The organism is Pseudomonas sp. SYWMCR5 (genome assembly GCF_057197165.1).
The window spans coordinates 996,860-1,019,333 of the sequence record NZ_JBXUNH010000002.1 but is presented as its reverse complement, the minus strand read 5'-3'; the positions used below and the strand labels follow the sequence as shown (position 1 = coordinate 1,019,333).

General features: G+C 63.5%; 18 protein-coding genes and 1 pseudogene. 12 read left to right on the top strand and 7 right to left on the bottom strand.

Annotated features, from left to right (window positions below; translation table 11 throughout):
- Positions 1-217: 217 nt before the first annotated feature.
- From AC2CGW_RS10375 to AC2CGW_RS10355, 5 genes and pseudogenes are all read right to left on the bottom strand, one after another.
- Positions 218-948, bottom strand: a pseudogene (locus AC2CGW_RS10375) (transposase); the annotation flags it as partial.
- A 69-nt stretch (positions 949-1,017) separates the two neighbouring features.
- The gene (locus AC2CGW_RS10370; protein ID WP_186669743.1) at positions 1,018-1,956 is read right to left on the bottom strand and encodes a LysR family transcriptional regulator; all 939 of its coding nucleotides are present in this window, start codon (positions 1,954-1,956) and stop codon (positions 1,018-1,020) included.
- 96 nt (positions 1,957-2,052) lie between these two features.
- On the bottom strand, positions 2,053-3,576 hold the full coding sequence (locus tag AC2CGW_RS10365) for a tripartite tricarboxylate transporter permease (protein WP_186669741.1): 1,524 nt from the start codon (positions 3,574-3,576) through the stop codon (positions 2,053-2,055).
- The gene (locus AC2CGW_RS10360) at positions 3,573-4,103 is read right to left on the bottom strand and encodes a tripartite tricarboxylate transporter TctB family protein (protein ID WP_186669739.1); all 531 of its coding nucleotides are present in this window, start codon (positions 4,101-4,103) and stop codon (positions 3,573-3,575) included. The genes AC2CGW_RS10365 and AC2CGW_RS10360 overlap by 4 nt, the downstream gene beginning before the upstream one ends.
- Before the next feature lie 20 nt (positions 4,104-4,123).
- Positions 4,124-5,137, bottom strand: coding sequence for a Bug family tripartite tricarboxylate transporter substrate binding protein (locus AC2CGW_RS10355; protein WP_186669737.1), 1,014 nt, complete (start codon positions 5,135-5,137; stop codon positions 4,124-4,126).
- A 227-nt stretch (positions 5,138-5,364) separates the two neighbouring features.
- On the opposite strand from AC2CGW_RS10355, the gene AC2CGW_RS10350 reads away from it, so the two are divergent.
- The 8 genes from AC2CGW_RS10350 to AC2CGW_RS10315 all read left to right on the top strand — a co-directional run bounded on the left by AC2CGW_RS10350 (position 5,365) and on the right by AC2CGW_RS10315 (position 15,442).
- Positions 5,365-6,690 (top strand): MFS transporter, encoded by a 1,326-nt coding sequence (locus AC2CGW_RS10350; protein ID WP_484574000.1) that lies wholly within the window; start codon positions 5,365-5,367, stop codon positions 6,688-6,690.
- On the top strand, positions 6,683-7,642 hold the full coding sequence (locus tag AC2CGW_RS10345) for an amidohydrolase family protein (protein WP_186669734.1): 960 nt from the start codon (positions 6,683-6,685) through the stop codon (positions 7,640-7,642). Before AC2CGW_RS10350 ends, AC2CGW_RS10345 begins: the two co-directional genes overlap by 8 nt.
- Positions 7,639-8,652, top strand: a complete 1,014-nt coding sequence (locus tag AC2CGW_RS10340) for a 4-hydroxythreonine-4-phosphate dehydrogenase PdxA (protein WP_186669732.1) — start codon at positions 7,639-7,641, stop codon at positions 8,650-8,652. The genes AC2CGW_RS10345 and AC2CGW_RS10340 overlap by 4 nt, the downstream gene beginning before the upstream one ends.
- 103 nt (positions 8,653-8,755) lie before the next feature.
- Complete coding sequence (locus AC2CGW_RS10335; RefSeq protein ID WP_186722503.1) at positions 8,756-10,006, top strand: OprD family porin; 1,251 nt, start codon at positions 8,756-8,758, stop codon at positions 10,004-10,006.
- Positions 10,007-10,263: 257 nt separating this feature from the next.
- The gene (locus AC2CGW_RS10330; RefSeq protein WP_484573999.1) at positions 10,264-11,577 is read left to right on the top strand and encodes an MFS transporter; all 1,314 of its coding nucleotides are present in this window, start codon (positions 10,264-10,266) and stop codon (positions 11,575-11,577) included.
- A 32-nt stretch (positions 11,578-11,609) separates the two neighbouring features.
- Complete coding sequence (locus AC2CGW_RS10325) at positions 11,610-12,785, top strand: L-lyxonate dehydratase (RefSeq protein ID WP_186669726.1); 1,176 nt, start codon at positions 11,610-11,612, stop codon at positions 12,783-12,785.
- A gap of 55 nt (positions 12,786-12,840) precedes the next feature.
- Positions 12,841-13,836 carry an AraD1 family protein gene (araD1, locus tag AC2CGW_RS10320; RefSeq protein ID WP_186669724.1) on the top strand — a complete coding sequence of 332 codons (996 nt, stop codon included), beginning with the start codon at positions 12,841-12,843 and terminating at the stop codon, positions 13,834-13,836.
- Between the two features lie 16 nt (positions 13,837-13,852).
- A complete protein-coding gene (locus tag AC2CGW_RS10315) occupies positions 13,853-15,442 on the top strand; it encodes an aldehyde dehydrogenase (NADP(+)) (RefSeq protein ID WP_186722507.1) in 1,590 nt (529 codons plus the stop codon).
- A gap of 155 nt (positions 15,443-15,597) precedes the next feature.
- Here the strand turns inward: AC2CGW_RS10315 and AC2CGW_RS10310 are convergent, their stop codons facing one another.
- Positions 15,598-16,515, bottom strand: a complete 918-nt coding sequence (locus AC2CGW_RS10310) for a DUF6708 domain-containing protein (RefSeq protein ID WP_484573998.1) — start codon at positions 16,513-16,515, stop codon at positions 15,598-15,600.
- 227 nt (positions 16,516-16,742) lie between these two features.
- Between AC2CGW_RS10310 and AC2CGW_RS10305 the strand changes: the two genes are divergently transcribed.
- Positions 16,743-17,159, top strand: coding sequence for a hypothetical protein (locus tag AC2CGW_RS10305; protein ID WP_484573997.1), 417 nt, complete (start codon positions 16,743-16,745; stop codon positions 17,157-17,159).
- Positions 17,160-17,174: 15 nt separating this feature from the next.
- Here the strand turns inward: AC2CGW_RS10305 and AC2CGW_RS10300 are convergent, their stop codons facing one another.
- Positions 17,175-18,296, bottom strand: coding sequence for a mechanosensitive ion channel family protein (locus AC2CGW_RS10300; RefSeq protein WP_484573996.1), 1,122 nt, complete (start codon positions 18,294-18,296; stop codon positions 17,175-17,177).
- Between the two features lie 211 nt (positions 18,297-18,507).
- Here AC2CGW_RS10300 and AC2CGW_RS10295 point away from each other — a divergent pair, with 211 nt between their 5' ends.
- The 3 genes from AC2CGW_RS10295 (at position 18,508) to AC2CGW_RS10285 (ending at position 22,428) form a co-directional block, all read left to right on the top strand.
- Entirely contained in the window at positions 18,508-19,023 is a 516-nt protein-coding gene (locus AC2CGW_RS10295; RefSeq protein ID WP_186669697.1) for a sigma-70 family RNA polymerase sigma factor, read from the top strand.
- Entirely contained in the window at positions 19,020-19,967 is a 948-nt protein-coding gene (locus AC2CGW_RS10290; RefSeq protein ID WP_186669696.1) for a FecR domain-containing protein, read from the top strand. Before AC2CGW_RS10295 ends, AC2CGW_RS10290 begins: the two co-directional genes overlap by 4 nt.
- 67 nt (positions 19,968-20,034) lie before the next feature.
- Complete coding sequence (locus tag AC2CGW_RS10285) at positions 20,035-22,428, top strand: TonB-dependent siderophore receptor (protein WP_484573995.1); 2,394 nt, start codon at positions 20,035-20,037, stop codon at positions 22,426-22,428.
- The last annotated feature ends 46 nt before the right edge of the window (positions 22,429-22,474 follow it).

The window sequence follows — 22,474 nt, the reverse complement described above, 5'->3', positions numbered from 1 at the left end:
GGGAATAGCTCAGTTGGTAGAGCACGACCTTGCCAAGGTCGGGGTCGCGAGTTCGAGTCTCGTTTCCCGCTCCAGTTATGGATCTACAGACTTCCGTGGAAGTCTGTAAGTCGTTGAAAAAAGGGCCGAAACAGACTGTGTGAAAACACACTGACAGGCCTTAGACCAAACGCCCCGACTTGTTCGGGGCGTTTGTTTTTGTGCTGAAAAAGGCTCTTCAGCCCATCAGTCGCATGATTTGCTTGGCACACAAGACACTGATCGCCCGCTTGAAGTTATAAGCGGTCACAGCGAAGGCCATTTCAGCTCTTGTGCCTTCGAGTTGTCGCAACAAGAACCGCCCGTTCCCAAATAACCAGTGTTTGAGATTGCCAAACGGGTGCTCCACGATGGATCTGCGTCGTTCCATCATGTCTGGATGCAGCTGCATCCGCTGCGCCATACGCTCAAAGGCTTTCTCTTGAGCGTGGCGCGAGACATAGCGGCGCTTGGCCGTCGTGCATTGGGCTTTCAGCGCGCATCCGGCGCAATCACTGACCGCCGCTTGGTAGACCGGTCGCCCTTGTGACGTTGCTTCAGCATTAGCCACTGACCTGCCGGGCACTGGTACCGATCCTGTTCGGCGTGGTAGGTAAAATCCTTGCGCTCGAATAATGCCTCGCCGCCTGGGTTCGAGGTTCGGTTTGGCGGCACGTACGCGGTAATGGAGTCTTTCTCGCATGCCTGGAACTGCTGGCCATTCGAGTAACCCATATCGGCTGTCACAGTCAGCGCTTCCTGCCCCAGTTCAGCCTTGGCCGCTTTAGCCATGGGTTCAAGCTGCTTGCGATCATCGCCCTCTTGCGTCATTTGGTGATGCAAAATCAGGCAGTGTTCTGCGTCAACGGCGGTTTGCACGTTATAGGAAACACGCGCTCCTTTCGGCGTGCGCATCATCGTCGGCGAACTCCAGACAGAAATCGGGAGCACAGCATTGGGGATCAGGTAAGCGCTTGGAGTGTGGGGTTCATGAAGCGCTTACGACCGAGTTTGCTCTAGATGCACTACGGCCATAAACGTTTGCATAGCAGATGAGTGCACGCGATTGCGCCGGGTGATCAAGCCATACGGCGGCAGGCGCGGTTCAAGCTGGATGGGCAGCACGGCCAACAGGTGCCGCCCCGCGTAGTCCTCGACCACCGAGCGGGGCGTGATGCCGATCATGTCGGTTTGCTGCAGCAGTGACAGCAGGGTCATGATCGAAGTGGTTTCGACGATGCTGCTGGGCAGGTCGATGCGGGCGTTGTGGAACGCCTGGTTGACGATGGTGCGCATTGGGCTGGGGTGCTGCTGCAGCACCCAGGTCATGTCCTGAAGCTCGGTCCAGGCCAGTTTTTTCTGCTTGGCCAAGGGGTGTTGGGCGCCGGCGATCACGCACAGGTCTTCTTCACCCAGGCTGTCGAACTGCAGGTCGTCGGTGCGTGCGTTGCTGGGGATGCGCCCCAGTACCACATCCAGTTGGTCCTGCTGCAGGGCTTGCACCAGCACGTCGCTGGTGTCCACCTGCAGGCTCATCGACAGGCGCGGGTGGCTTTGCTTGAGGGTGGCAATGGTGCGGGTGAGCAAACCCGAAGCCAGCGCCGGGATGGCGCCGATGGTGACCCGGCCCAGGTTGCCTGACTCCAGGGCGACCATTTCCTCGCGCATGCCCGACAGCTCGGCAAAGATCATGCGTGCGTAGTAAATCAGTGTTTCGCCAAACGGAGTGGGGCGCATGCCGCGCGCCAGGCGTTCGAACAGCTCGACGCCCAGCAAGTCTTCGGCTTCATGCAGCATCTTGGTCGCGGCCGGTTGGGTCATGCCGATTTCCTCGGCGGCCCGGCGCAGCGAGCCCAGTTCATCCAGGGCCAGCATCAGGCGCAGTTGCCGCAAACGCAGGCGGCTGTGGATGATGTTGGCGTCGGGGATGCGGGACATGGTCTGGCTCGTGGTCATGGGGAGGGCCAAGATTGACAAGAATTGGGCGAGGGCGCCAGCCGCGCAGGGGCACATGTGCCCCCGCGCGGTGGCGGGTCAGGCGATGCGCCGGGCCAGCGTGCGGCCAAGCAGGGTGCGCAGGCCGTTGATGCCTTTGGCCAGCAACGGCCAGCACAGCATCACCAGTGCCGCGCAGGTCAGGCTGCCCACCAGCGGGTTGGACCAGAAGATCGACAGTTGCCCGTCCGAGAACAGCATCGACTGGCGGAACGCATCCTCGGCCTTGTCACCCAGCACGGCAGCCAGCACCAGCGGCGCGATGGGGTAGCCAAGCTTCTTGAACAGGTAACCCAGCGCGCCGAACACCAGCATCAGGCCCACGTCGGTCATGGAGTTGTGCACCGAGTAGGCACCGATGGCGCACACCATGATGATGATCGGCGCGATGATCGAGAACGGGATGCGCAGGATCGAGGCAAACAGCGGCACTGTGGCCAGCACTACGATCAGGCTGACGACGTTGCCCAGGTACATGCTGGCAATCAGGCCCCAGACAAAATCGTGCTGTTCAACAAACAGTGTCGGCCCCGGGTGCAGGCCCCAGATCATCAACCCGCCCAGCATCACTGCTGCCGTGGCCGAGCCGGGGATGCCCAGGGTGAGCATCGGCAGCAGGGCGCTGGTGCCGGCGCTGTGGTCGGCGGTTTCCGGCGCGATCACGCCTTCCACCTCGCCGCTGCCGAAGCGCTCGCGGTTTTTCGAGAAGCGCCGCGCCAGGCTGTAGCTCATGAACGACGCCGCCGTCGGGCCTCCCGGGGTCACACCCATCCAGCAGCCGACCAGCGCGCTGCGCAGCCAGGTCAGCCAGTAGCGGGGCAACTTGGCCCAGGTACGTAATATCACCATGGGCGTGATGCGTGCCCGTTCGCCGCGAAACACCAGGCCTTCCTCGACGGTGCAAAGGATTTCGCCAATGCCGAACAGGCCGATCACCGCCACCTCGAAGCTCAAACCCGACAGCAGCCAGGGTTGGTCGAAGGTCAGGCGCAGTTCGCCGGACACCGTGTCCATGCCCACCGCGGCCATGCCGAAGCCGATCATCATCGCCACCACGGTTTTCAGTGGCGGGTTTTTGCTCAGGCCGATGAAGGTGCAAAACGCCAGCAGGTACACCGCAAAAAACTCCGGTGAACTGAATTCCATGGCGAACTTGGCAATGTGGGTAGACAGGAACGTCAGCAGCAACACACCCATCAGGGCACCCAGCAGTGCCGAAGTGAACGCTGCCGTAAGTGCTTCGCCGGCCTGGCCGTTGCGGGCCATGGGGTAGCCGTCGAAGGTGGTCGCCACCGATGAAGGCTCGCCGGGGATGTTGAACAGGATCGAGGTGATCGAACCGCCGAACAACGCCCCCCAGTACATGCACGACAGCAGAATGATTGCCGACACCGGCTCCATGGTGAAGGTCAGCGGCAACAGCAATGCCACGCCGTTGGGTGCACCCAGCCCCGGCAGCACACCGACCAGTATGCCAAGCAGCACGCCGACCACCATCAGGCCCAGGTGGTGGGCGGTGAGAATCAGGCTCAAGCCCTGCATCAACGAATCGATTTCACTCATGGCCGCAGCCCTCCCAGGTAGCTCGCCAGGTCACCCAGCACGCCGGCCTGCAGCGGTACCTTGAACCAGACCGCGAAAATCAGGTAGCTGGCCAGTGCGGCGCAGCAGGGGATCAGCGCGATGGTCAGCCAGCGGTGGCCTTGCCCAGCCTTGCGCGCTCGCCACATGAACCCGCCGATGAACAGCACCGAAGCCAGGTAGATGCCCATAAAGGGCATGGCCGCCACGTACACGGCAATGGGTACGAACACGGCCAGCACCTGGGCAAATGCCCGGCGCCCGACGAACGCTTCGGCCATGGCCTGGCGCCGCACCACGGCCAGCAGCAGGTTGCCCAGGCTGGCGCAGCTCAGCAGCAGGCCGATGTAGAACGGGAAGTAGCCCGCCTCTGGCCCGGCATCGCCCCAGCCAATGCCGATGGCCAGGCTGCCGTATATGAGGGTGCCGCCCAGCGCGGCGGTGAACAGGGCCAGGCCGATTTCCACCCAGCGGGTGGCAACCAGAGGCGCATCGTTGGTGGTGGACATGGTGGTCTCCCTTGTCGCGCTCACTGGCGCAGCCAGCCGGCGTCCTTGAACAGTGGCATCACGCGTTCACGGTCCTGTTCGATGTAGCTCACCAGCGCCTGGCCTTCGAGGAAGGTCGGCGCCAGCGCCGAGCGCTCGATGTAGGCCTTGAACTCTGGCGTCTGGCTGACTTTGCGCAGCAACTCCACATAGAACGCCCGCTGTTCGTCGCTGATCGCGCCGGGCAGGAAGACTGTGCGGGGGAAGCGGTACTGCTCAATGGCCAGGCCCTGTTCATGGCAGGTAGGGATGTCGGCCCAGGACTGTTCGGCGGTGACCTTGTCGCGGTAGATCATCCGCTCACGGCTGAACACGCACAGCGGCCGCACCTGGCCGCCGCGCCACTGGCTGAGGCTTTCGGCCGGGTTGTTGAGGTTGGCGGCAATGTGCTTGCCGGCCAACTGGATCGAAGCCTCGCTGCCGCTTTTGAAGGGGATGTAGGTGAGCTTGCTGCCCACCTGCTGGCCAATCAGCAGGGCCAGTGTCTGGTCCACGTCCTTGGACTGGCTGCCGCCAAAGCGCATCTTGCCGGTATTGCTTGCGAGCGCCTCCTTGAACGCGGCGGCGTCGCCCCAGGGGGCGTCCTGGTAGGTCCAGAGAATGAAGTCGTCCTCGGCCACGGCGGCCACCGGGGTAAGGTCGGTCCACTGGTAGCCCAGCTTGGCCACCAACGGCAGCAGGTACACGTTGTTGGTGCCGATCACCAGCTTGTGGGCATCGCCCTGGGCCAGTTTCATGTCGAGGAAGGCTTCGGCGCCGTTGCCACCGCCTTTGTTCAGCACCACGGTGTTGACGTCCAGCAGGTGATGCTGGCTGATCGCTTGCTGGATCAGGCGCGCCAGCTGGTCGGTGCCGCCGCCGGGGCCGCCGGCCACGACGATCTCGACGTTCTTCTCGGGCTTCCAGGTGTCGGCAAGGGCAGGCAGGGCGGTGGCGCACAGCAGGCCGCAGGCGGCCAGCAACGACGAAATGTGACGCGCGTAGGCGTTTCGCATGGGGACCTCTTTGTTGTCTTTGTTATGGGTCACCGAAGTCTGCGCAGCTAACCGATAAGCGTCCACTCAAAGTTACGCATACACCGATAGCCAGGGGTTATAGCTGAGCGATAACCACAGGCAATGGCTGTATGAGCAGCTTTGATTAGACGGTTATCGACGGCCCGGCCATATTGGCACTGCCGGACATTACCGGATTACAACAATAACAAGCAGAGGTACCTCCCATGGCTCAGGCACAAAACCCTGTGCTGCACGCTGGGCAATCGGCCGACACACCTGTCGCGCTGAAGGCCAGCAACGTGCGCTGGCGCATCTTCGCAATCATTTTTGCCCTGACGGTGATCAACCTGATCGACCGTGTTTCGCTGTCCATTGCCATGCCTACCATTGCCGCGGAGTTCGAGCTTTCGCCCAGCATGCAGGGGCTGATTCTCAGCAGTTTCTTCTGGGCTTACGCGCTGTTACAAATTCCTGGTGGCTGGTTGATTGACCGCTTCGGCCCGCGCCGGGTCATTGGTTGGTCCACCGGCCTGTGGGGCGCGTTCCAGACCTTGGCGGCGTTCACCACCGGTGGCCTGTCGCTGATGTTCGCCCGGGTTGCCCTGGGTGCGGCGGAGGCGCCACTGTTCCCCTCGGGCGGCAAGCTCAACTCATTGTGGCTGGGCGCCAACGAGCGCAGCCGCGGCGCGGTGCTGATGGATTGTGGCGGCCCGCTGGGCGCGGCCTTGGGCGGTTTGATCATCGCCTACCTGATCGCCGTGCTTGGCTCGTGGCGCATCGCCTTCTTCGTCGCCGGTATCGCCACGCTGGCCATGGCCTGGCTGGCCTGGCACTACCTGCGCGACAACCCCGCCGAGCATGCCGCCGTCAACGCCGCTGAGCTGGACAAAATCAACCACGGCCGCGCCGTACCGTTGGCCGAGGCGGCGCAACAGCCGGCCAAAGGGCTGGGCATCGCGGCGCGTTCGCTTACCGGCATCCTGCTGGGCCGCGCCAGCTGGGCGATGGTGTTCTTTGGCTTGCTGACCTGGGGGCCGAGCTACCTGGCCCATGCCCGTGGCTTCGACATCAAGGGCATCGGGGCGGCCACGTTCATCATTTTCCTGTGTGGCGCAGTGGGCTCGCTGGTGGGCGGATTCCTGTGCGACACCCTGATCCGCAAGGGTGTGCGCCGTGGTTTGGCGGCCAAAGGCCTTTTGACCTTCTCGGGCCTGGTGGCGCTGTGCGCCTTCCTGCTGCTGCCTAGCCTGAGCGACGCCTACGCGGCGGTGGCGCTGCTGTCTTTGACGGCGTTCTTCCTGATGTGGGGCAGCTTGTACTGGAGCTTCCCGGCGCTGCTCGCGGCACCGTCGCGGGTGGGCCTGATCGGTGGGGTGATGAACCTGGCCGGCAGCCTGGGCGGCATCGTGGTGCCGATCCTGGTGGGCGTGCTGTTGCAGCACCTGGGCGGCTACCCGGCGGTGCTTGGCTTCTTTGCCCTGTGCTCGGGGCTGTTCATCGTCGGCACGCTGTTGATCTCGCTGGACAAGACCGAGGTACACCATGGCTGAGTTGTACGAAGGGCCGATCGTCGATGCCCATCATCATTTCTGGGACCCGCTGAACAACCCGCACCCGTGGCTGTCGGGCACCGGAAACATCCCGTTTCGTTACGGGGATTACAGTGCCCTCAAGCGGCGCTACTTTCCCGAAGATTACCTGGCCGACGCAGGCAGGCATCAGGTGGTCGAAACCGTCTACGTGGAAACCGAATGGGACCCGCGTGACCCAGTGGGTGAAACGCGCTTCATCCATGGCCTGGCAGCACGTTACGGGGCGCCCAATGCCGTGGTGGCCCAGGCTTGGCTGGACGCGCCGGACGCCGCCCGGGTGCTGGCCGAACAGGCGGCGTTCGAGCGAGTACGCAGCGTACGCCACAAGCCCGGTGGGCCATCGTGCCCGGCCGAGGTTGGGCGCCTGCACAGCCTGATGAGCGACGTGAACTGGCGCCATGGCTATGCGCAGCTGGCGCGCCACGGCCTGCATTTCGACCTGCAAACCCCGTGGTGGAACCTCGACGAGGCTGCCCGCCTGGCGCAGGACTTTCCCGATACGTTGCTGATTCTGAACCATGCCGGCCTGCCTTCGGACCGCAGCCCGCAAGGCCTGGCGGACTGGCACGCGGCCATGGCGCGGTTTGCCCGATGCGACAACGTGGCGGTGAAGATCTCGGGCATTGGCCAGGCCGGCCAACCCTGGCGTGCCGAGGACAACGCCTGGATCGTGCGCCAGGTCATCGCGTTGTTTGGCAGCGAACGGGCGATGTTTGCCAGCAACTTCCCGGTCGATGGCCTGTGCGGCAGCTTCGACACCATTTACAGCGGCTTCAAGCACATCGTCGCCGACTTGCCGCACACCGCCCAGCAACAGCTTTTCTACAGCAACGCACGGCGCCTGTACCGCACCGTGCCCGACACCTTGCGCCTGAATCAGGTGTTGCCCCACACAAGGACCCCCGCATGAACAAGCAAACCCTTCCACGCCTGGCCATGGTACTGGGTGACCCGGCCGGTATCGGCCCCGAACTGATTGCCCGCCTGTTGGCCGAACCCGAGGTGCGCGGCAAGGCGCAAGTGGTGCTGATTGCCGATGAGCAGGAGATGCGCCGTGGCATGCAGATCGCGGGTTGTGAGTTCCCGTACCGGCGTATCGATTCGCTCGACGTGCTGGATTTTGCCGACGACACGCCGCTGTTGTTCCCCTACCGAGGCGCCGCCATTGGCGAGTTCCCGCGCAGCGAAGCCAGCGTGATTGGCGGGCGTTACAGCCTCGACACCTTGGCCGTGGCGCTGGAGCTCACCGACTCGGGCAAGACCGACGCCATCCTGTTCGGCCCGCTGAACAAGACTTCGCTGCACATGGCCGGCATGGGCCACAGCGACGAGCTGCACTGGTTTGCCGAACGCCTGAATTTCAGCGGGCCGTTCTGCGAATTCAACGTGCTCGATAACTTGTGGACCTCGCGAGTAACTTCCCACGTGGCGTTGGCCGAAGTGCCCGGCATGCTCAGCCAGGCGCGCGTGCTCGAAGCCATTGGCCTGATCGACACCGCGCTCAAGCGCAACGGTTTGCAGCGCCCACGCATCGGCGTTTGTGGCCTGAACCCGCATAATGGCGACAACGGCAGCTTTGGCCGCGAAGAGCTGGACATCATCGGCCCGGCGGTGCAGCGCGCGCGGGAGCAGGGCATCGACGCCGATGGCCCCTACCCGGGGGACACTATCTTCCTGAAGGTGCAGGGCGACGCCCAGGCCTTTGATGCGGTGGTGACCATGTACCACGACCAGGGCCAGATCGCCATCAAGCTGATGGGCTTCTCCCGTGGTGTGACGGTGCAGGGTGGCCTGCCAATCCCGATCACCACCCCGGCCCACGGCACCGCGTTCGACATCGCAGGCCAGGGCAAGGCCAATGTCGGCGCCACCCGCCAGGCCTTCGAGATTGCCTGCCGCATGGGGCGCAACGCCCGCTGAGTGCATGGCGGCTCCGTTCGGGGCCGCTTTTTCCTGCTTTCAACCGCGCCTGGAGCCTGTCGGCTCCACGGCTCGCATCACCCTGTAAAAAGGAAAAACAACAATGACAAAAGCCTTTTCCTACCTGCTGACCGGCAGTGCGGTGACACCGCTGTTGCTTACCTGCTTGCCACAAATCGCTAGTGCAGAAGGGTTTATCGACGATGCCAGCATCACGTTGGGCCTGCGCAACCTGTATTTCAACCGTGACTTTCGCCAGCCCGGCGCGGCGCAGTCGAAGCAGGAAGAGTGGGCTCAGGGCTTTTTGTTGCAAGCCAACTCGGGGTACACCGCCGGGCCGTTGGGTGTGGGCGTCGACGTGCTTGGCCAGTTGGGCGTGAAGCTCGACAGCAGCCCCGCGCGCAGCGGCTCGGGGCTACTGCCCCGGCACGATGATGGCCGGGCGGCGGATGAGTTCTCGCGGGTGGGGTTGGCGCCCAAGCTGCGGTTTTCAAAGACCGAACTGAAGGTGGGCGAGTTGATGCCCGAGCTGCCGATCCTGCTGCGCAACGACGGCCGCCTGCTGCCGCAGACCTTTCAGGGTGGCATGCTGAGTTCGAAGGAAATTGCCGGCCTGAACCTGCAGGCCGGGCAGATGCGTTCGCTGAGCCAGCGCAACTCCACCAACCATGAAGACTTGTCGGTGGACGGCCGCGGTGGTGTGTTTGCCGACCGTTTCAACTATGTGGGCGGCGATTACCGCTTCAATGCCGAGCGCACCCAGGTAGGCGTGTGGCAGGCCCGGCTGCAGGACATTTATCGGCAGAACTACTACAGCTTCAGCCACAAGCAGCCACTGGGTGACTGGACCCTGGCCGCCAATGTGGGCTGGTTCAGCACCCGTGAAGACGGCAGCGCCGACCTGGGCAACCTGGATAACCGCGCCCTCACCAGTTTCGTCAGTGCCAAGCGTGGCGGGCATACCCTTGGCGCGGGTTACCAGCGCATGTATGGCGACAACGGGATGGTCTACATCGCGGGTACCAGCACGCCGTTGGTCAACGACATCCAGGTGCGCAACTTCACCACGGCGGGTGAGCGCTCCTGGCAGGTGCGATATGACTATGACTTCGTTGCCCTTGGCATCCCGGGTTTAACGTTTATGACTCGCTACGCCAGCGGTGATCACGCCCAGGTGGCAGGCGGCAGCGATGGGCAAGCGTGGGAGCGCGACCTGGACGTCACCTATGTGATCCAGAGCGGGCCGCTGAAGAACCTGGGCGTTCGCTGGCGCAATGCGGCGGTGCGTTCCAATCATGTGGCCGATGTGGATGAGAACCGGCTGATTCTGACGTATACCCTCAAACTGTTGTAGGCCACAGGGCCAGCTGGATTGTGTTGCCTGTGCTGGCCTCTTCGCGGGGCAAGCACAGGCAACACGCTTTCTGGGTCTCAAAGGCGATAACCCCACCACCCCTGAACCGTAAAAAGGTATTACCCCAGGCTATTGATGGATACGCATAAGTGATTATCCAGTCAGGCCTGCCCACTCTAAAGTCGCCCCAACACCAACAACAAAAAGCCCGCCCCAAAGCGTCTCGGGGCACACAGGGCAACAGCGGGGACACCTCCATGAGCGATCACGCCAGCTCCCTGGCTTCGGCCATTTCCACCAGCCGCGCGCGGCTGCTGCCTTTTCTGATCCTGATGTACGTCTTGGCCTTCATCGACCGCGCGAACGTCGGTTACGCCCGGGCTTTCCTGCAGGCCGACACCGGCCTGAGCGACGTCGCCTTCGCCTTCGGTGCCAGTATCTTCTTCATCGGCTACGCCTGCTTCGAAGTGCCCAGCAACCTGATGCTGCACCGCCTGGGCGCCCGCGTCTGGCTGTGCCGGATAATGGTCACCTGGGGCCTGGTCAGTGCGGCGATGATGTTTGCCGACAACGCCACCACCTTCTACGTGCTGCGTTTCTTGCTGGGCATTGCCGAGGCCGGCTTCTTCCCCGGCATCATCCTCTACCTCACTTACTGGTTCCCGCAGCGCAGCCGCGCCCAGGCGCTGGGCCTGTTCTACTTTGGCCTGCCGCTGGCGCTGGTGCTGGGCGGCCCGTTGTCGGGCTGGCTGCTGGAGTTTCATGACGTGTTCGGCCTGCGCAACTGGCAGTGGCTGTTCGTGGTGGAAGGGTTGCTGGCCTCGCTGGTTGGCATCGCCGCCTACTTCTACCTGGTCGACCGCCCACGCCACGCCCGCTGGCTGAGCGATGCGCAAAAGGATGCACTTGAAAGCCAGCTGGCCGAAGAAGATGCACAAAAGCAGGCCCAAGGCCCGCACGGCTTCCTGGGCGCATTGCGCAACGGCCAGGTGATGAAGTTCTGCCTGGTGTATTTCACCGTGCAGATGAGCGTGTACGGCGTGGTGTTCTACCTGCCGACGCGCATCGCCAGCTTCCTGGATGGCCAGGTGGGCCTGAGCGTGGGCTTGTACACCGCTATCCCCTGGGCCTGCGCCCTGGTGGTGACGCGCCTGGTCACCCGCCATGCCGACCGCACCGGCCAGCATCGCCAACTGGCGGTGGCCATGTTGGCCATGGCCGCGGCGGGCATTGCTGCCTCGGCACTGGCCGGCAGCCTGCCACTGGCGGTGCTGGCGTTCTGTTTCGCCGCCGCAGGCTTTGTTGCCGTGCAGCCGTTGTTCTGGACCTTGCCCACCGGCTACCTCAGCGGCGCGGCCGCCGCCAGCGGCATCGCCCTGATCAACTCGCTGGGCAACCTCGGCGGCTTCGCGGCACCGAACCTCAAGACCCTCACCGAAACCCTGTTCGCCGACCCGCGTGCGGGCATGTTCGCCCTGGCGATCGTGGGTGTGCTGGGCGCCTGGCAGCTGTCCCGGCTCAAATTCTCCAAACCCACGCCTGCCGCGCTGGAGCCGGCGCAGGTTGGCTGATCAACACGCTCTATTGAAAGGAACCTGCAAGCATGAAAATCAAAGCCGTTCGTACCCGTGTTTTTGAATGGAAAGGCAAGGTCGTGCCGCCCCAGGCGCACTTCTGCACCAACGCCAGCGACATCCTGTTCGAGCGTGGCGATGCCATGGGCTCGTTCCGCTTCCACGGCTGGCTGGTGGTCGAAATCGAAACCGACACCGGCATCGTCGGCATCGGCAACTGCGCCCTGGCGCCACGGGTGGCCAAGGAAATCATCGACCTGTACCTGGCGCCGATCTGCATTGGCGAAGACCCGTTCGACAGCGAGTACATCTGGCAAAAGATGTACCGCCGCACCCACGCCTGGGGCCGCAAGGGCATTGGCATGGCCGCCATTTCGGCAATTGACCTGGCGATCTGGGACATCATGGGCAAGGCGGTGAACAAGCCGGTGTTCAAGCTGCTGGGTGGCCGCACCAAGGAAAAGATCTGGACCTACGCCTCCAAGCTGTACGCCAATGACAACCTCGACCTGTTCCTCGAAGAAGCCCAGGGCTACCTCAACCAAGGCTTCACTGCCCTGAAAATGCGCTTTGGCTACGGCCCCAAGGACGGTCCGGCCGGCATGCGCCGAAACATCGAGCAAGTGCGCGCCCTGCGTGAACTGGCCGGCCCCGACGTGGACATCATGCTTGAGTGCTACATGGGCTGGACGCTGGAATATGCCCGCCGGATGCTGCCAAAACTGGCCGAATTCGAGCCGCGCTGGCTGGAAGAGCCGGTGATCGCCGACGACATCGAAGGTTATATCGAGCTGAAGAAGATGGGCATCATGCCGATTTCAGGCGGCGAGCACGAGTTCACCGGCCATGGCTTCAAGGACCTGCTCGAGCGCCGCGCCGTGGACGTGATCCAGTACGACACCAACCGCGTCGGCGGCATCACTGCCGCGCGCAAGATCAACGCCATGGCCGAAGCCTGGTCGGTGCCGGTCATTCCCCATGCCGGGCAGATGCACAACTACCACCTCACCATGGCCAGCACCGCCTCGCCGATGGCCGAGTTCTTCCCAGTGTTCGACGTAGAGGTGGGCAACGAGTTGTTCTACTACGTGTTCAAGGGCGAGCCGCAGCCCGTCAACGGCTATATCCAGCTGGACGACGACAAGCCGGGCCTGGGCCTGGAAATTTCCGAAGAGTACCTCTCGGACTTCAACATCATCGAATGAATGCGCGGGGGCACCCCGGCGCGGCGGTGCCCCGGCCAGGCAAGGAGAGTGACACATGCGGTTGATTCAATTCGAAGACGTGGCCGGCCAGCGCCGGGTGGGCGTGGTGGAAGGTGCCCAGGTGCACCCGGTACGTGCAACCTCCAGCACCCGTGAGCTTGCCCTGGCGGCAATCCGTGCCGGGCATGGCCTGGTTCAGCAAGTGCTGGCGCGTGGCACTGACCCAGGCCCCGACTACGCCGAGCTGCTGGAAGCGGGCAGGGTACTGCCGCCGCTGGACCACGAAGACCCGGCCCATTGCCTGGTCAGTGGCACCGGCCTGACCCACCTGGGCAGCGCGGCGACGCGTGATAAGATGCACCAGCATGGCGAGCAGGATGAAACGTCGCTGACCGACACCATGCGCATCTTCAAATGGGGCCTGGAAGGCGGCAAGCCGGCAGCGGGTGAGGTTGGCGCGCAACCGGAGTGGTTCTACAAGGGGGATGGCAGCATCGTCGTGCGCCCCGGGGCCGATCTGCCGCTGCCGGCTTTTGCCGAGGATGCCGGTGAGGAACCCGAGCTGGTGGGCCTGTACGTGATCGGCGATGACGGTACGCCCCACCGCCTGGGGTATGCCTTGGGCAACGAGTATTCCGACCATGTCATGGAGCGGCGCAATTACCTGTACCTGGCCCATTCCAAGCTACGCGCCTGTGCCTATGGCCCGGAGTTGCGGGTGGGCGAACTGCCGGCGCACCTGCAAGGCAGCAGCCGCATCTGGCGTGATGGCAAGGTGCTGTGGGAGCGTGAGTTCCTGTCTGGCGAGCAGAACATGTGCCACAGCCTGCAGAACCTGGAATTTCACCACTTCAAGTACGCGCAGTTCCAGCGGCCGGGTGATGTGCACGTGCATTACTTCGGCACGGCCACTCTGTCGTTTGCCGACGGCATCAAGGCCGCGCCGGGCGATACCTTTGAAATTGCCATCACCGAGTTCGGCGCGCCACTGCGCAATGGCATTGTCGAGGCGCAAGCACCGAGAGTGCCCGGGTCGGTTGCCATTCTCTGAGGTTGAAGAGGTCGTTATGCCCAATCTACTTGGTTACAACTACATCGCCGGGGCCCGCAGTGCTGCTGGTTCCGTGGCACTGTACAGCGTCGATGCCAGCACTGGCGAAACGCTGCCTTACCGGTTTACCCAAGCCACCCCTGACGAGGTGGACGCCGCTGCGCAGGCTGCAGAGGCGGCGTTCCCTGCCTACCGGCACTTGCCACCCGAACGGCGGGCCGCGTTTCTCGATGCCATAGCCGAAGAAATCGACCTGCTGGATGACACCTTCGTTGCCCTGGTGTGCCGCGAAACAGCCTTGCCCGAAGCGCGCATCAAGGGCGAGCGGGCGCGCACCAGCAACCAGATGCGCCTGTTCGCCCAGGTGCTGCGCCGCGGCGAGTGGTTGGGGGCGCGTATTGACCGTGCCCAGCCCGAGCGCCAGCCGTTGCCACGGGTGGACCTGCGGCAATGCCAGGTCGGCATTGGGCCGGTGGCGGTGTTTGGGGCCAGCAACTTCCCGCTGGCCTTTTCCACCGCAGGTGGCGATACCGCCGCTGCGCTCGCAGCGGGTTGCCCTGTGGTGTTCAAGGCGCACTCCGGGCACATGGCCACTGCCGAGTGCGTGGCCGATGCCATCGTGCGGGCGGCCCAACGCACCGGCATGCCTGATGGCACCTTCAACATGATTTTTGGAGGGGGCGTTGGTGAGCAGTTGGTGAAGCACCCGGCGATTCAGGCCGTTGGTTTTACCGGCTCGCTCAAGGGTGGCCGTGCCCTGTGCGACATGGCCGCTGCCAGGCCGCAGCCGATTCCGGTGTTCGCCGAAATGAGCAGCATCAACCCGGTGGTCATATTGCCAGGCGCGCTGACTCGACGTGGCGAAGGCATCGCGGCGGACCTGGTGGCGTCGGTGGTGCAAGGGGGCGGACAGTTCTGTACCAACCCGGGTTTAGTCATCGGCCTTCGCTCTCCGGCGTTCTCGCAGTTTGTCGAGCACCTTGCCGGGCACATGGCCGAGCAGCCGGCACAGACCATGCTCAACGCTGGCACCCTCGCCAATTATGCTCGCGGTGTCGCGGCCCTGCACGCACACCCCCGCATTCACCACCTGGCCGGCTCATCCCAGCAAGGGCAGCGGGCTCAGCCCCAGCTGTTCCAGGCCGATGCCCGGTTGCTGTTGTTGGGAGACGCGCTGCTCCAGGAGGAGGTGTTCGGCCCGGCCACCGTGCTGGTGGAGGTGGCTGACCAAGCGCAGTTGCTGCAAGTATTGCAGTCATTGCATGGCCAGCTCACGGCAACGCTGATTGCCGAGCCGGATGACCTCCAGGCGTTTGCCCCATTAGTACCGGTGCTTGAACGCAAGGCGGGGCGTTTGTTGCTTAACGGTTACCCCACTGGCGTCGAGGTGTGTGATGCCATGGTGCATGGCGGGCCATACCCGGCGACGTCGGACGCGCGCGGTACCTCGGTGGGGAGTCTGTCGATCAACCGCTTCCTGCGGCCGGTGTGTTACCAGAACTACCCGGATGCATTGTTGCCGGATGCGCTAAAGGACTCTAATCCGCTAGGTATCGTGCGTTTGGTGGATGGAGTACAGAGCGCGGCTACGGTGTCGAGAGGTTAGGGCAATCCCAGACGCTAGCCTTGCCAGGCTGGCGTTAACTGTGCTTGAGCTTGGCCGGGCGGCTTGCTGATGAGTTAGGGAAACTCCGAACAAGTTGCTCATCAGCCGGAATGGGCGGTTTAGGGATACCGAAAAGCCTGATTTTCAGCCGCTGATCAATGGATAACCAAGGCAAAGCCTTGGTTATCTGCCCTCACCAGGCCGATCTTGGTGATTCGAGAGGAGGTACGAAAATAGCGGGTCAGCCCTTCGAATTGAGGTGTGAAGGCTTGCCAGGGCCAGGGGAAGTGCGAGGTGATGCGAGGGCGCGGTAGACCCTCTGGTCCCTCATCCATGAAGCGGCGGATGAACTCCCATTCGTCTTGTAGTTCCGCGAAGTTGTTGGTGGCCTTGCCTACGTAGATGAATTCGGGGTGAAGTGCGCCGGCGAACGATGCCGGCCATACGAGATTCAAAGGAAGGCTCAAGCCACCGGCAGTGGCGTATTTTTTATCCGAGCCACTAGACGTCACACCGCGCCATGGGAGTGTGACGATGCCGCCACAGTACGATGGGCGATGCAGGTAGACTTGCTGGGTAGTGCGGTTGAAACGTATCAGCAAGTGGCGGGATGTGAACATCTCGAATCGTGTGAAGCGAAGCCCAAATTTTAAGTAAAGCCATAATGTGCCTATGCCCATGGTTAGGAAAAATGATGCTAGGAAAAGTTGTTCGCCATAGGGCTCGCCTTGATAGGTTTGAGTGAGTGGTATTAAGATTCTTATGGATTTTATCGCGTTATATGCGTCGCTCATTATCATGAATATTATAGTGAGAGACAGTATGCTAATTAGACCTCGCTTATCTTCCCACATGCCGCTACGCATTTCCAATATGTGCTCATTATAAATATATACTGGTCCACGACTTTTGGGTGTGTTGCAGGCAGGCTTTTTGGCGGACTCGAGCATTTCCAGGTCATCGCTTTCGTATAAGGCTTTTCTTTTGACTTTCTTATGTTGCTTTTCAAAAGCATCGCGCTCTTCTTTTGGATCAATGTAGGCAAGCCATGTGAGCCATTCAACAAAATACATTATATGACCTCACTTATCGCACTGAACAAAGCCTCAAGTTCTTCTGCATCCTTGGCGTAACCTTTGTGAGATAGTTGAATGCGGAAGCAGCATTTGCTGCACCATTTTTCTAGCGCGTTTTCATCGAGAATCATTAAGGCGATACTGCTAACGAGCACGATGGCGCCTCCAATCCTGCTTTGCCAACGAGTGGCTGAAAGCTGTAACGCAAGTCAGATTGGCTAGGCATGAGTGGTGCGATTCTGTGCCTGTACGTGCTGTTCCACCTGGCCAATCATCTGACCGGGCTGGTCGGGCCCGAGCTGCACGTTGAGGTCATGGACCTTGGCCGTACCCTTTACCGGGCGGGCTTCATTGAACCGCTGCTGGTACTGGCATTCGTCTTCCAGGTGGTCAGCGGCCTGCATCTGGCCTGGCGTTGGAGCGCGCGCGTGCTGCTCGATCCCTGGAACATCCGCCTGGTGCCGCACTACGCCCTGGGTGTGTTCCTGGTACTGCTGCACCTGCTGCTTGGGCTGCGCATGGTGATGCAGGCGCACGGTTTACAGGCTCGGGCAGTGCGTCTGATCTGGCGCAGTGGCGTGATCGCCTGCGCGGCCATTGCGCTGGCGATCATTGCCGGGATGTGCGGGGTGCGGCTGTAGCGCCGGGGGCGGCGTTCAGTTCCCCTGCGAGTCCCGTCCCCTGACATGAGTAAGCTGGTTCGAAGCCTCCGGCAAGCCTGTCACCTTGATCGAGCGCGCGCCGACGGCAAACTTGGCGCCGACCTTGGAGAAGCGTTCGAGCAACTGGAAGTTGATCGCCTGCTGGATGTCCATGTACAGGTTGTAGCCCGGGTCGAGCACGATGTAGACCGCTTCGAACTCCAACGCCTCCTTGCCGAAGCCGCGCAGGTGGGCGCGGTCGAAGCGCACCTGGCCCTGGGCCTTGATCGACTCCTCGACGATCGCCGGGGCCTTTTTCACAGCCTCGGTGGGCGTGTCGTACGACAGGCCGAACTCGAAGACGATGCGCCGTTCCTGCAGGCGCTTGTAGTTCTGGATGGTGCTGCTGATCATGCCGGCGTTGGCCATGACGATCTGTTCGCCGCCGAGGCTGCGGATGCGCGTGGTCTTCAGGCCGATGTTCTCCACGGTGCCGGCGAGCGAGCCGATGACGATGAAGTCGCCGACCTCGAACGGTTTGTCGACGGCAATCGACAGCGAGGCGAACAGGTCGCCCAGCACATTCTGCACCGCCAGCGCCACGGCGATGCCGCCAACGCCAAGGCTGGCGACGAAGGCGGTGATGTTCACGCCCAGGTTCGACAGCATCGCCAGCAGCACCACCGACCACAACAGCACCCGCGCGCCCCAGCCCGACAGGGTCGCCAACGCGCTGCCGCGGTAGGCATTGCCGCTGTCGTGGCGGGCGAAGTAGCGGGTCAGGCCGAGGGCGATGGCGCGGTTGGCCCACAGGCCGATCTGCAACGCAGCGACCACGAACCACAGGCTGCCGACCCGGTCCAGCCAGCGTTCCGGCAGGTCCAGCACGCCAAGGCCGACCAGCAGCGAGGCGAGCATCAGCAGGAAGTTGCTGGTGCCTTCGAGTACTTGGGTGATGAGCCTGCTGAGCTGCCCGTCATGGCTGGACCACTGGCGGGCACGGCGCTTGAGGAAACTCAGCGCCCAGCGCGTCACCAGGAAGGTGATCACCGTCACCGTCAGTGCCAGCAGCAGGTTGAGGATGGAGATGCCGAATACCGTGGTGGTGGTCAGCAACTGCAGAAATCGTTCGTCCATCGGGTCCCCCTCCGAGGTGTTGTTGATTGCAGGGTGTGCCGTGGGCACAACCTGTTTAGAAGGGGGAGGTGGGTGAGGGTTTAATTGGATTTTGCCGGTGGCCGTAGCCGCCGCTTCGCGGGCGGATGACAGCAGGGCACCTTGGCGAGCGGATGAGAAATAATTAGAATCACTCGCATTCGTATCTCATCCTCCCTCAGCGTGCCTCCGAATGTCCGACCCCGCCGCGGCAGCCGAACCCAGTTTCAACACCCTCTATCGCGACCATCGCAGTTGGCTGCAAGGTTGGTTGCACCGGCGCCTGGGCGATGCCTGGACTGCGGCGGACCTGACCCAGGACACCTTCCTGCGGGTGCTCGCGGCGCAGCAGGGCAACGCCGTGCCGAGCCTGCGCGAGCCACGGGCCTACCTGCTGACGGTCGGGCGCCGGTTGCTGGTCAACCACTACAAGCGGCGCAGCCTCGAACAGGCCTATCTGGATGCCCTCGCCAACCTGCCCGAGGCGCTGGCGCCGTCGCCGGAGCAGCGCTGGTTGCTGCTGGAAACCTTGCAGGCCCTGGATGACCTGCTCGATGGCCTGCCTGCCGTGGTACGCCGGGCCTTTCTCTGGTCGCAGCTAGAAGGGCTGGACTACGCCAGCATCGCCGGGCGCCTGGAGGTGTCAGAGCGAACGGTGAAACGCTATATGGCCAAGGCATACGAACACTGCCTGCTGGTGGACCTGTGAGCACCCCGGTGGATGCCGGTGCACGCCAGTTGGCCCGTGAGGCGGCGCAGTGGCTGGCCTTGCAGGATGCCGGCCAGCTCGACACGGAGCAGGCTGCTGCACTGCAACGCTGGCGAGCCCGCAGTGCCGCCCATGAAGCCTTGTGGCAGAAGGCCGAGGGTCTGCGTCAGCGCTTCGCCCAGGTCCCGGCGCCACTGGCGGTGGCTTGCCTGGACCGTCCCGATCCGGATCGCCGCCGCCTGCTGGGGCAAGTGCTGGGCTTCGGCGCACTGGCACCGCTGGCCTGGCTGGGTTATCGGCAGTTGCCGCTGGACGACTGGCGTGCCGACCTGCGTACCGCCACGGGCGAGCGCCGCGGCTTGACCCTGCCCGATGGCAGCCGGTTGCAGCTCAACACCGGCACTGCGGTCAATCTGGACTTCGCCGAAGGTCGCCACAGGCTGCAACTGGTGCAGGGCGAAATTGCCCTCGACACCGTGGGCCCGCTGCAGGTGCAGACCCGCGACGGTCTGGTGCGGGTGCATGGGGCCAGTTTCTGCGTGCGTGAGCGTGCGCAGGGCTGTGTGGTGTCGGTGACACGTGGCCAGGTCAGCCTGCAACCGCTGGCCGGGCCGACGGTTCGCCTGGAGGCCGGGCAGCGGGCGATGCTGAGCGCCTCCGGGGTGACAGCCAGCCAGCCGTTCGACGCCCAACTGCCGGGTTGGCAGCAGGGGTTGTTGATCGTCGACGACCAGCCCCTGGGCGATCTGCTGCGTGAACTGGATCGCTACCGCCCCGGGCTGCTGCGTTGGGACCCGGCGCTGGAGCAGTTGGCGGTGACCGGCACCTTCCAGCTCGATGACACCGACCGCATTCTCGCCCTGCTGGCGGCGAGCCTGCCGCTTCAGGTGCATTACCGCACCCGCTACTGGGTGTCGCTGACCCCTCGCAAGAAAATTGCCTGAAGCCTGTCCCTTTTTTTGCGCCCGCTTGTCATCAAGGGTATCCACCCCTGACCTGAGAGCGTTCCGGATGTCCCGCACCCCTTTGCTTCGTCCTCTATCCCTGCACCTGATGCGCGCTGGCCTGCTGCTTGCGCTGGGGCTGCCCGCGCCAGGTTGGGCCGATGAAGCGCGGCGCAGCTACCAGGTGCCGGGCGGCAGCCTTGGCGCGGTGCTGACACGCTTTGCTGGCCAGGCTGGGGTCAGTTTGTCGGTGGACCCGGCGTTGGTTGCCGGGCGCAGCAGCCTGGGGCTTGCGGGCGAATACGGGGTGGAGGAGGGCTTCGCCGCCTTGCTGCAGGGCTCGGGCCTGATACTGGTCTCGGCAGGGCCCGGTAGCTTCACCCTGGTGCGCCAGGCCGCGCCGGTCGAGGGCGCGCATGTGCTGCCCGACACCAATGTCCATGGCCAGGGCGCTTCGCTGGCAGACGACGCCTACGCCGGCGGCCAGGTGTCGCGACGCGGCAGCCTCGGCATGCTGGGCGAGCGCGACTACATGGAAACGCCCCTGAGCATGACCTCCTACACCCGCGAGATATTGCAGAACCAGCAGGCCCGCACCCTTGCCGATGTCGTCGCCAACGATCCCTCGGTGCGCAGCACCAACCCCGCAGGTGGACGCTTCGAGCAGTTCTCCGTGCGCGGTTTCAGCCTGTACAACAGCGATGTGGCCTACGGCGGATTGTATGGCGTGCTGCCGACCTATTCGATCGACATGGAGATGGTCGAGCGGGTCGATATCCTCAAGGGGCCGGGCGCGCTGCTGGGCGGCCTGGCGCCCAATGGCAGCATTGGCGGCGGGGTCAACATCGAGCCCAAGCGCGCTGGCCAGACACCGCTGACCGAGTTCACCGCGTTGTACGCCTCGGCGGGACAGGGGGGCGGTCATCTGGACATCGGTCGGCGTTTTGGTGAGGAGCAACGTTTTGGCGTGCGCCTGAACGCGGTGCGCCAGGCCGGCGACACCGAGTGGGATCACCAGCACATGGACCGCGAGGCGACGGTGCTGGGCCTGGACATGAAAGGCGAGCGTACCCGCCTGTCGCTGGATATCGGCCATCAGGCGCGTGACGTGGATGCGCCGATGGAGCGTGTCGGCCTTGCCGCAGGGCTCAAGGTGCCGGATGCCAAGGACATTCATCACAATTTCGCCCAGCCCTGGAGCTACTCGCGGGCCAAGGATACCTTCGGCGCCGTGCGCGGCGAGTACGACCTGAGCGACAACTGGATGCTGCTGGGCGCCCTGGGGGCGCGCAAGGGCGACTACGACTTCATGCGCCACGCCGTGCAGGTGGTCAACGATGCCGGGCGCTTCACCGTCAGCCCGCGCGCCTTCCAGCGCGAGGAAGACGTGGTGACCGGCACGGTCGGCGTGCGCGGCTGGTTCAACACCGGCGCGGTCGGCCATACCCTCAATATCAGCCTCAATCGCTTCGACCTGACCTTCGACAACAGCGGTGCACGCTACGCCAACGGCGTCAGCAACCTGTTCGACCCGGTGACCTTGCCCGCACCGGGCGCGCCGTTGTCCGACGACAACCCGACCCACACCAACACGGTGCTGTCGAGCCTGGCCCTGGCCGACACCCTGAGTTTCGCCGACGACACCCTGCTGCTCACCCTCGGCGCGCGCCTGCAGCGTGTCGAGGTCGACAGCTCCGAGCCCGGTGAGCCCGACCAGCGCTACGACGAGCGCGCCACCTCGCCGGCCATGGGCCTGGTGTGGCGCACCACCGAGCAGCTGTCGCTGTACTTCAACTACATGGAGGGCCTGACCCAGGGCCAGGTGGCACCGGAAACGGCGAACAACGCCGGCAAGGTCTTCGCGCCGTACCGCAGCAAGCAACTGGAGGTCGGCGCCAAGTACGACATGGGACGCTTCAGCACCACGGTCAGCCTGTTCCGCATCGAGAAACCGTCGTACTTCACCGATGCCCAGAACAACCTCAGCGCCGACGGCCAGCAGCGCAACCAGGGCCTGGAAATCAGCCTGTTCGGCGAGCCACTGGACGGGGTGCGGGTGTTGGGTGGAGCGATGTTCCTCGATGCCGAGCAGACACGCACCGCCAATGGCCGCAACGATGGCAACCGGGCCATCGGCGCGCCGGTGGTCAATGCCAACCTTGGCGTTGAGTGGGACCTGCCGGCCATCGACGGGCTGACCCTCAGCGCCCGCGTCATCCATACCGGCAACCAGTACCTGGATGCCGCCAACCGGCAGAAGATCGACGCCTGGCAGCGTTATGACCTGGGCGCGCGCTACGCGCTCAAGCTCGGTGACAAGGACGTCACCCTGCGTGCCAGCGTCGAGAACGTGCTGGACAAGACCTACTGGGCCTCGGCCAACGTTCCCGACGGCACCGCCACCGGCCTGACCCTGTCGACCCCGCGCACGTGGTTGCTGTCGGCGACGGTCGGGTTCTGAGGGGCCGTTGCCCTGGGGGCGGCCAACAAGCGAGCAAAAATATGCT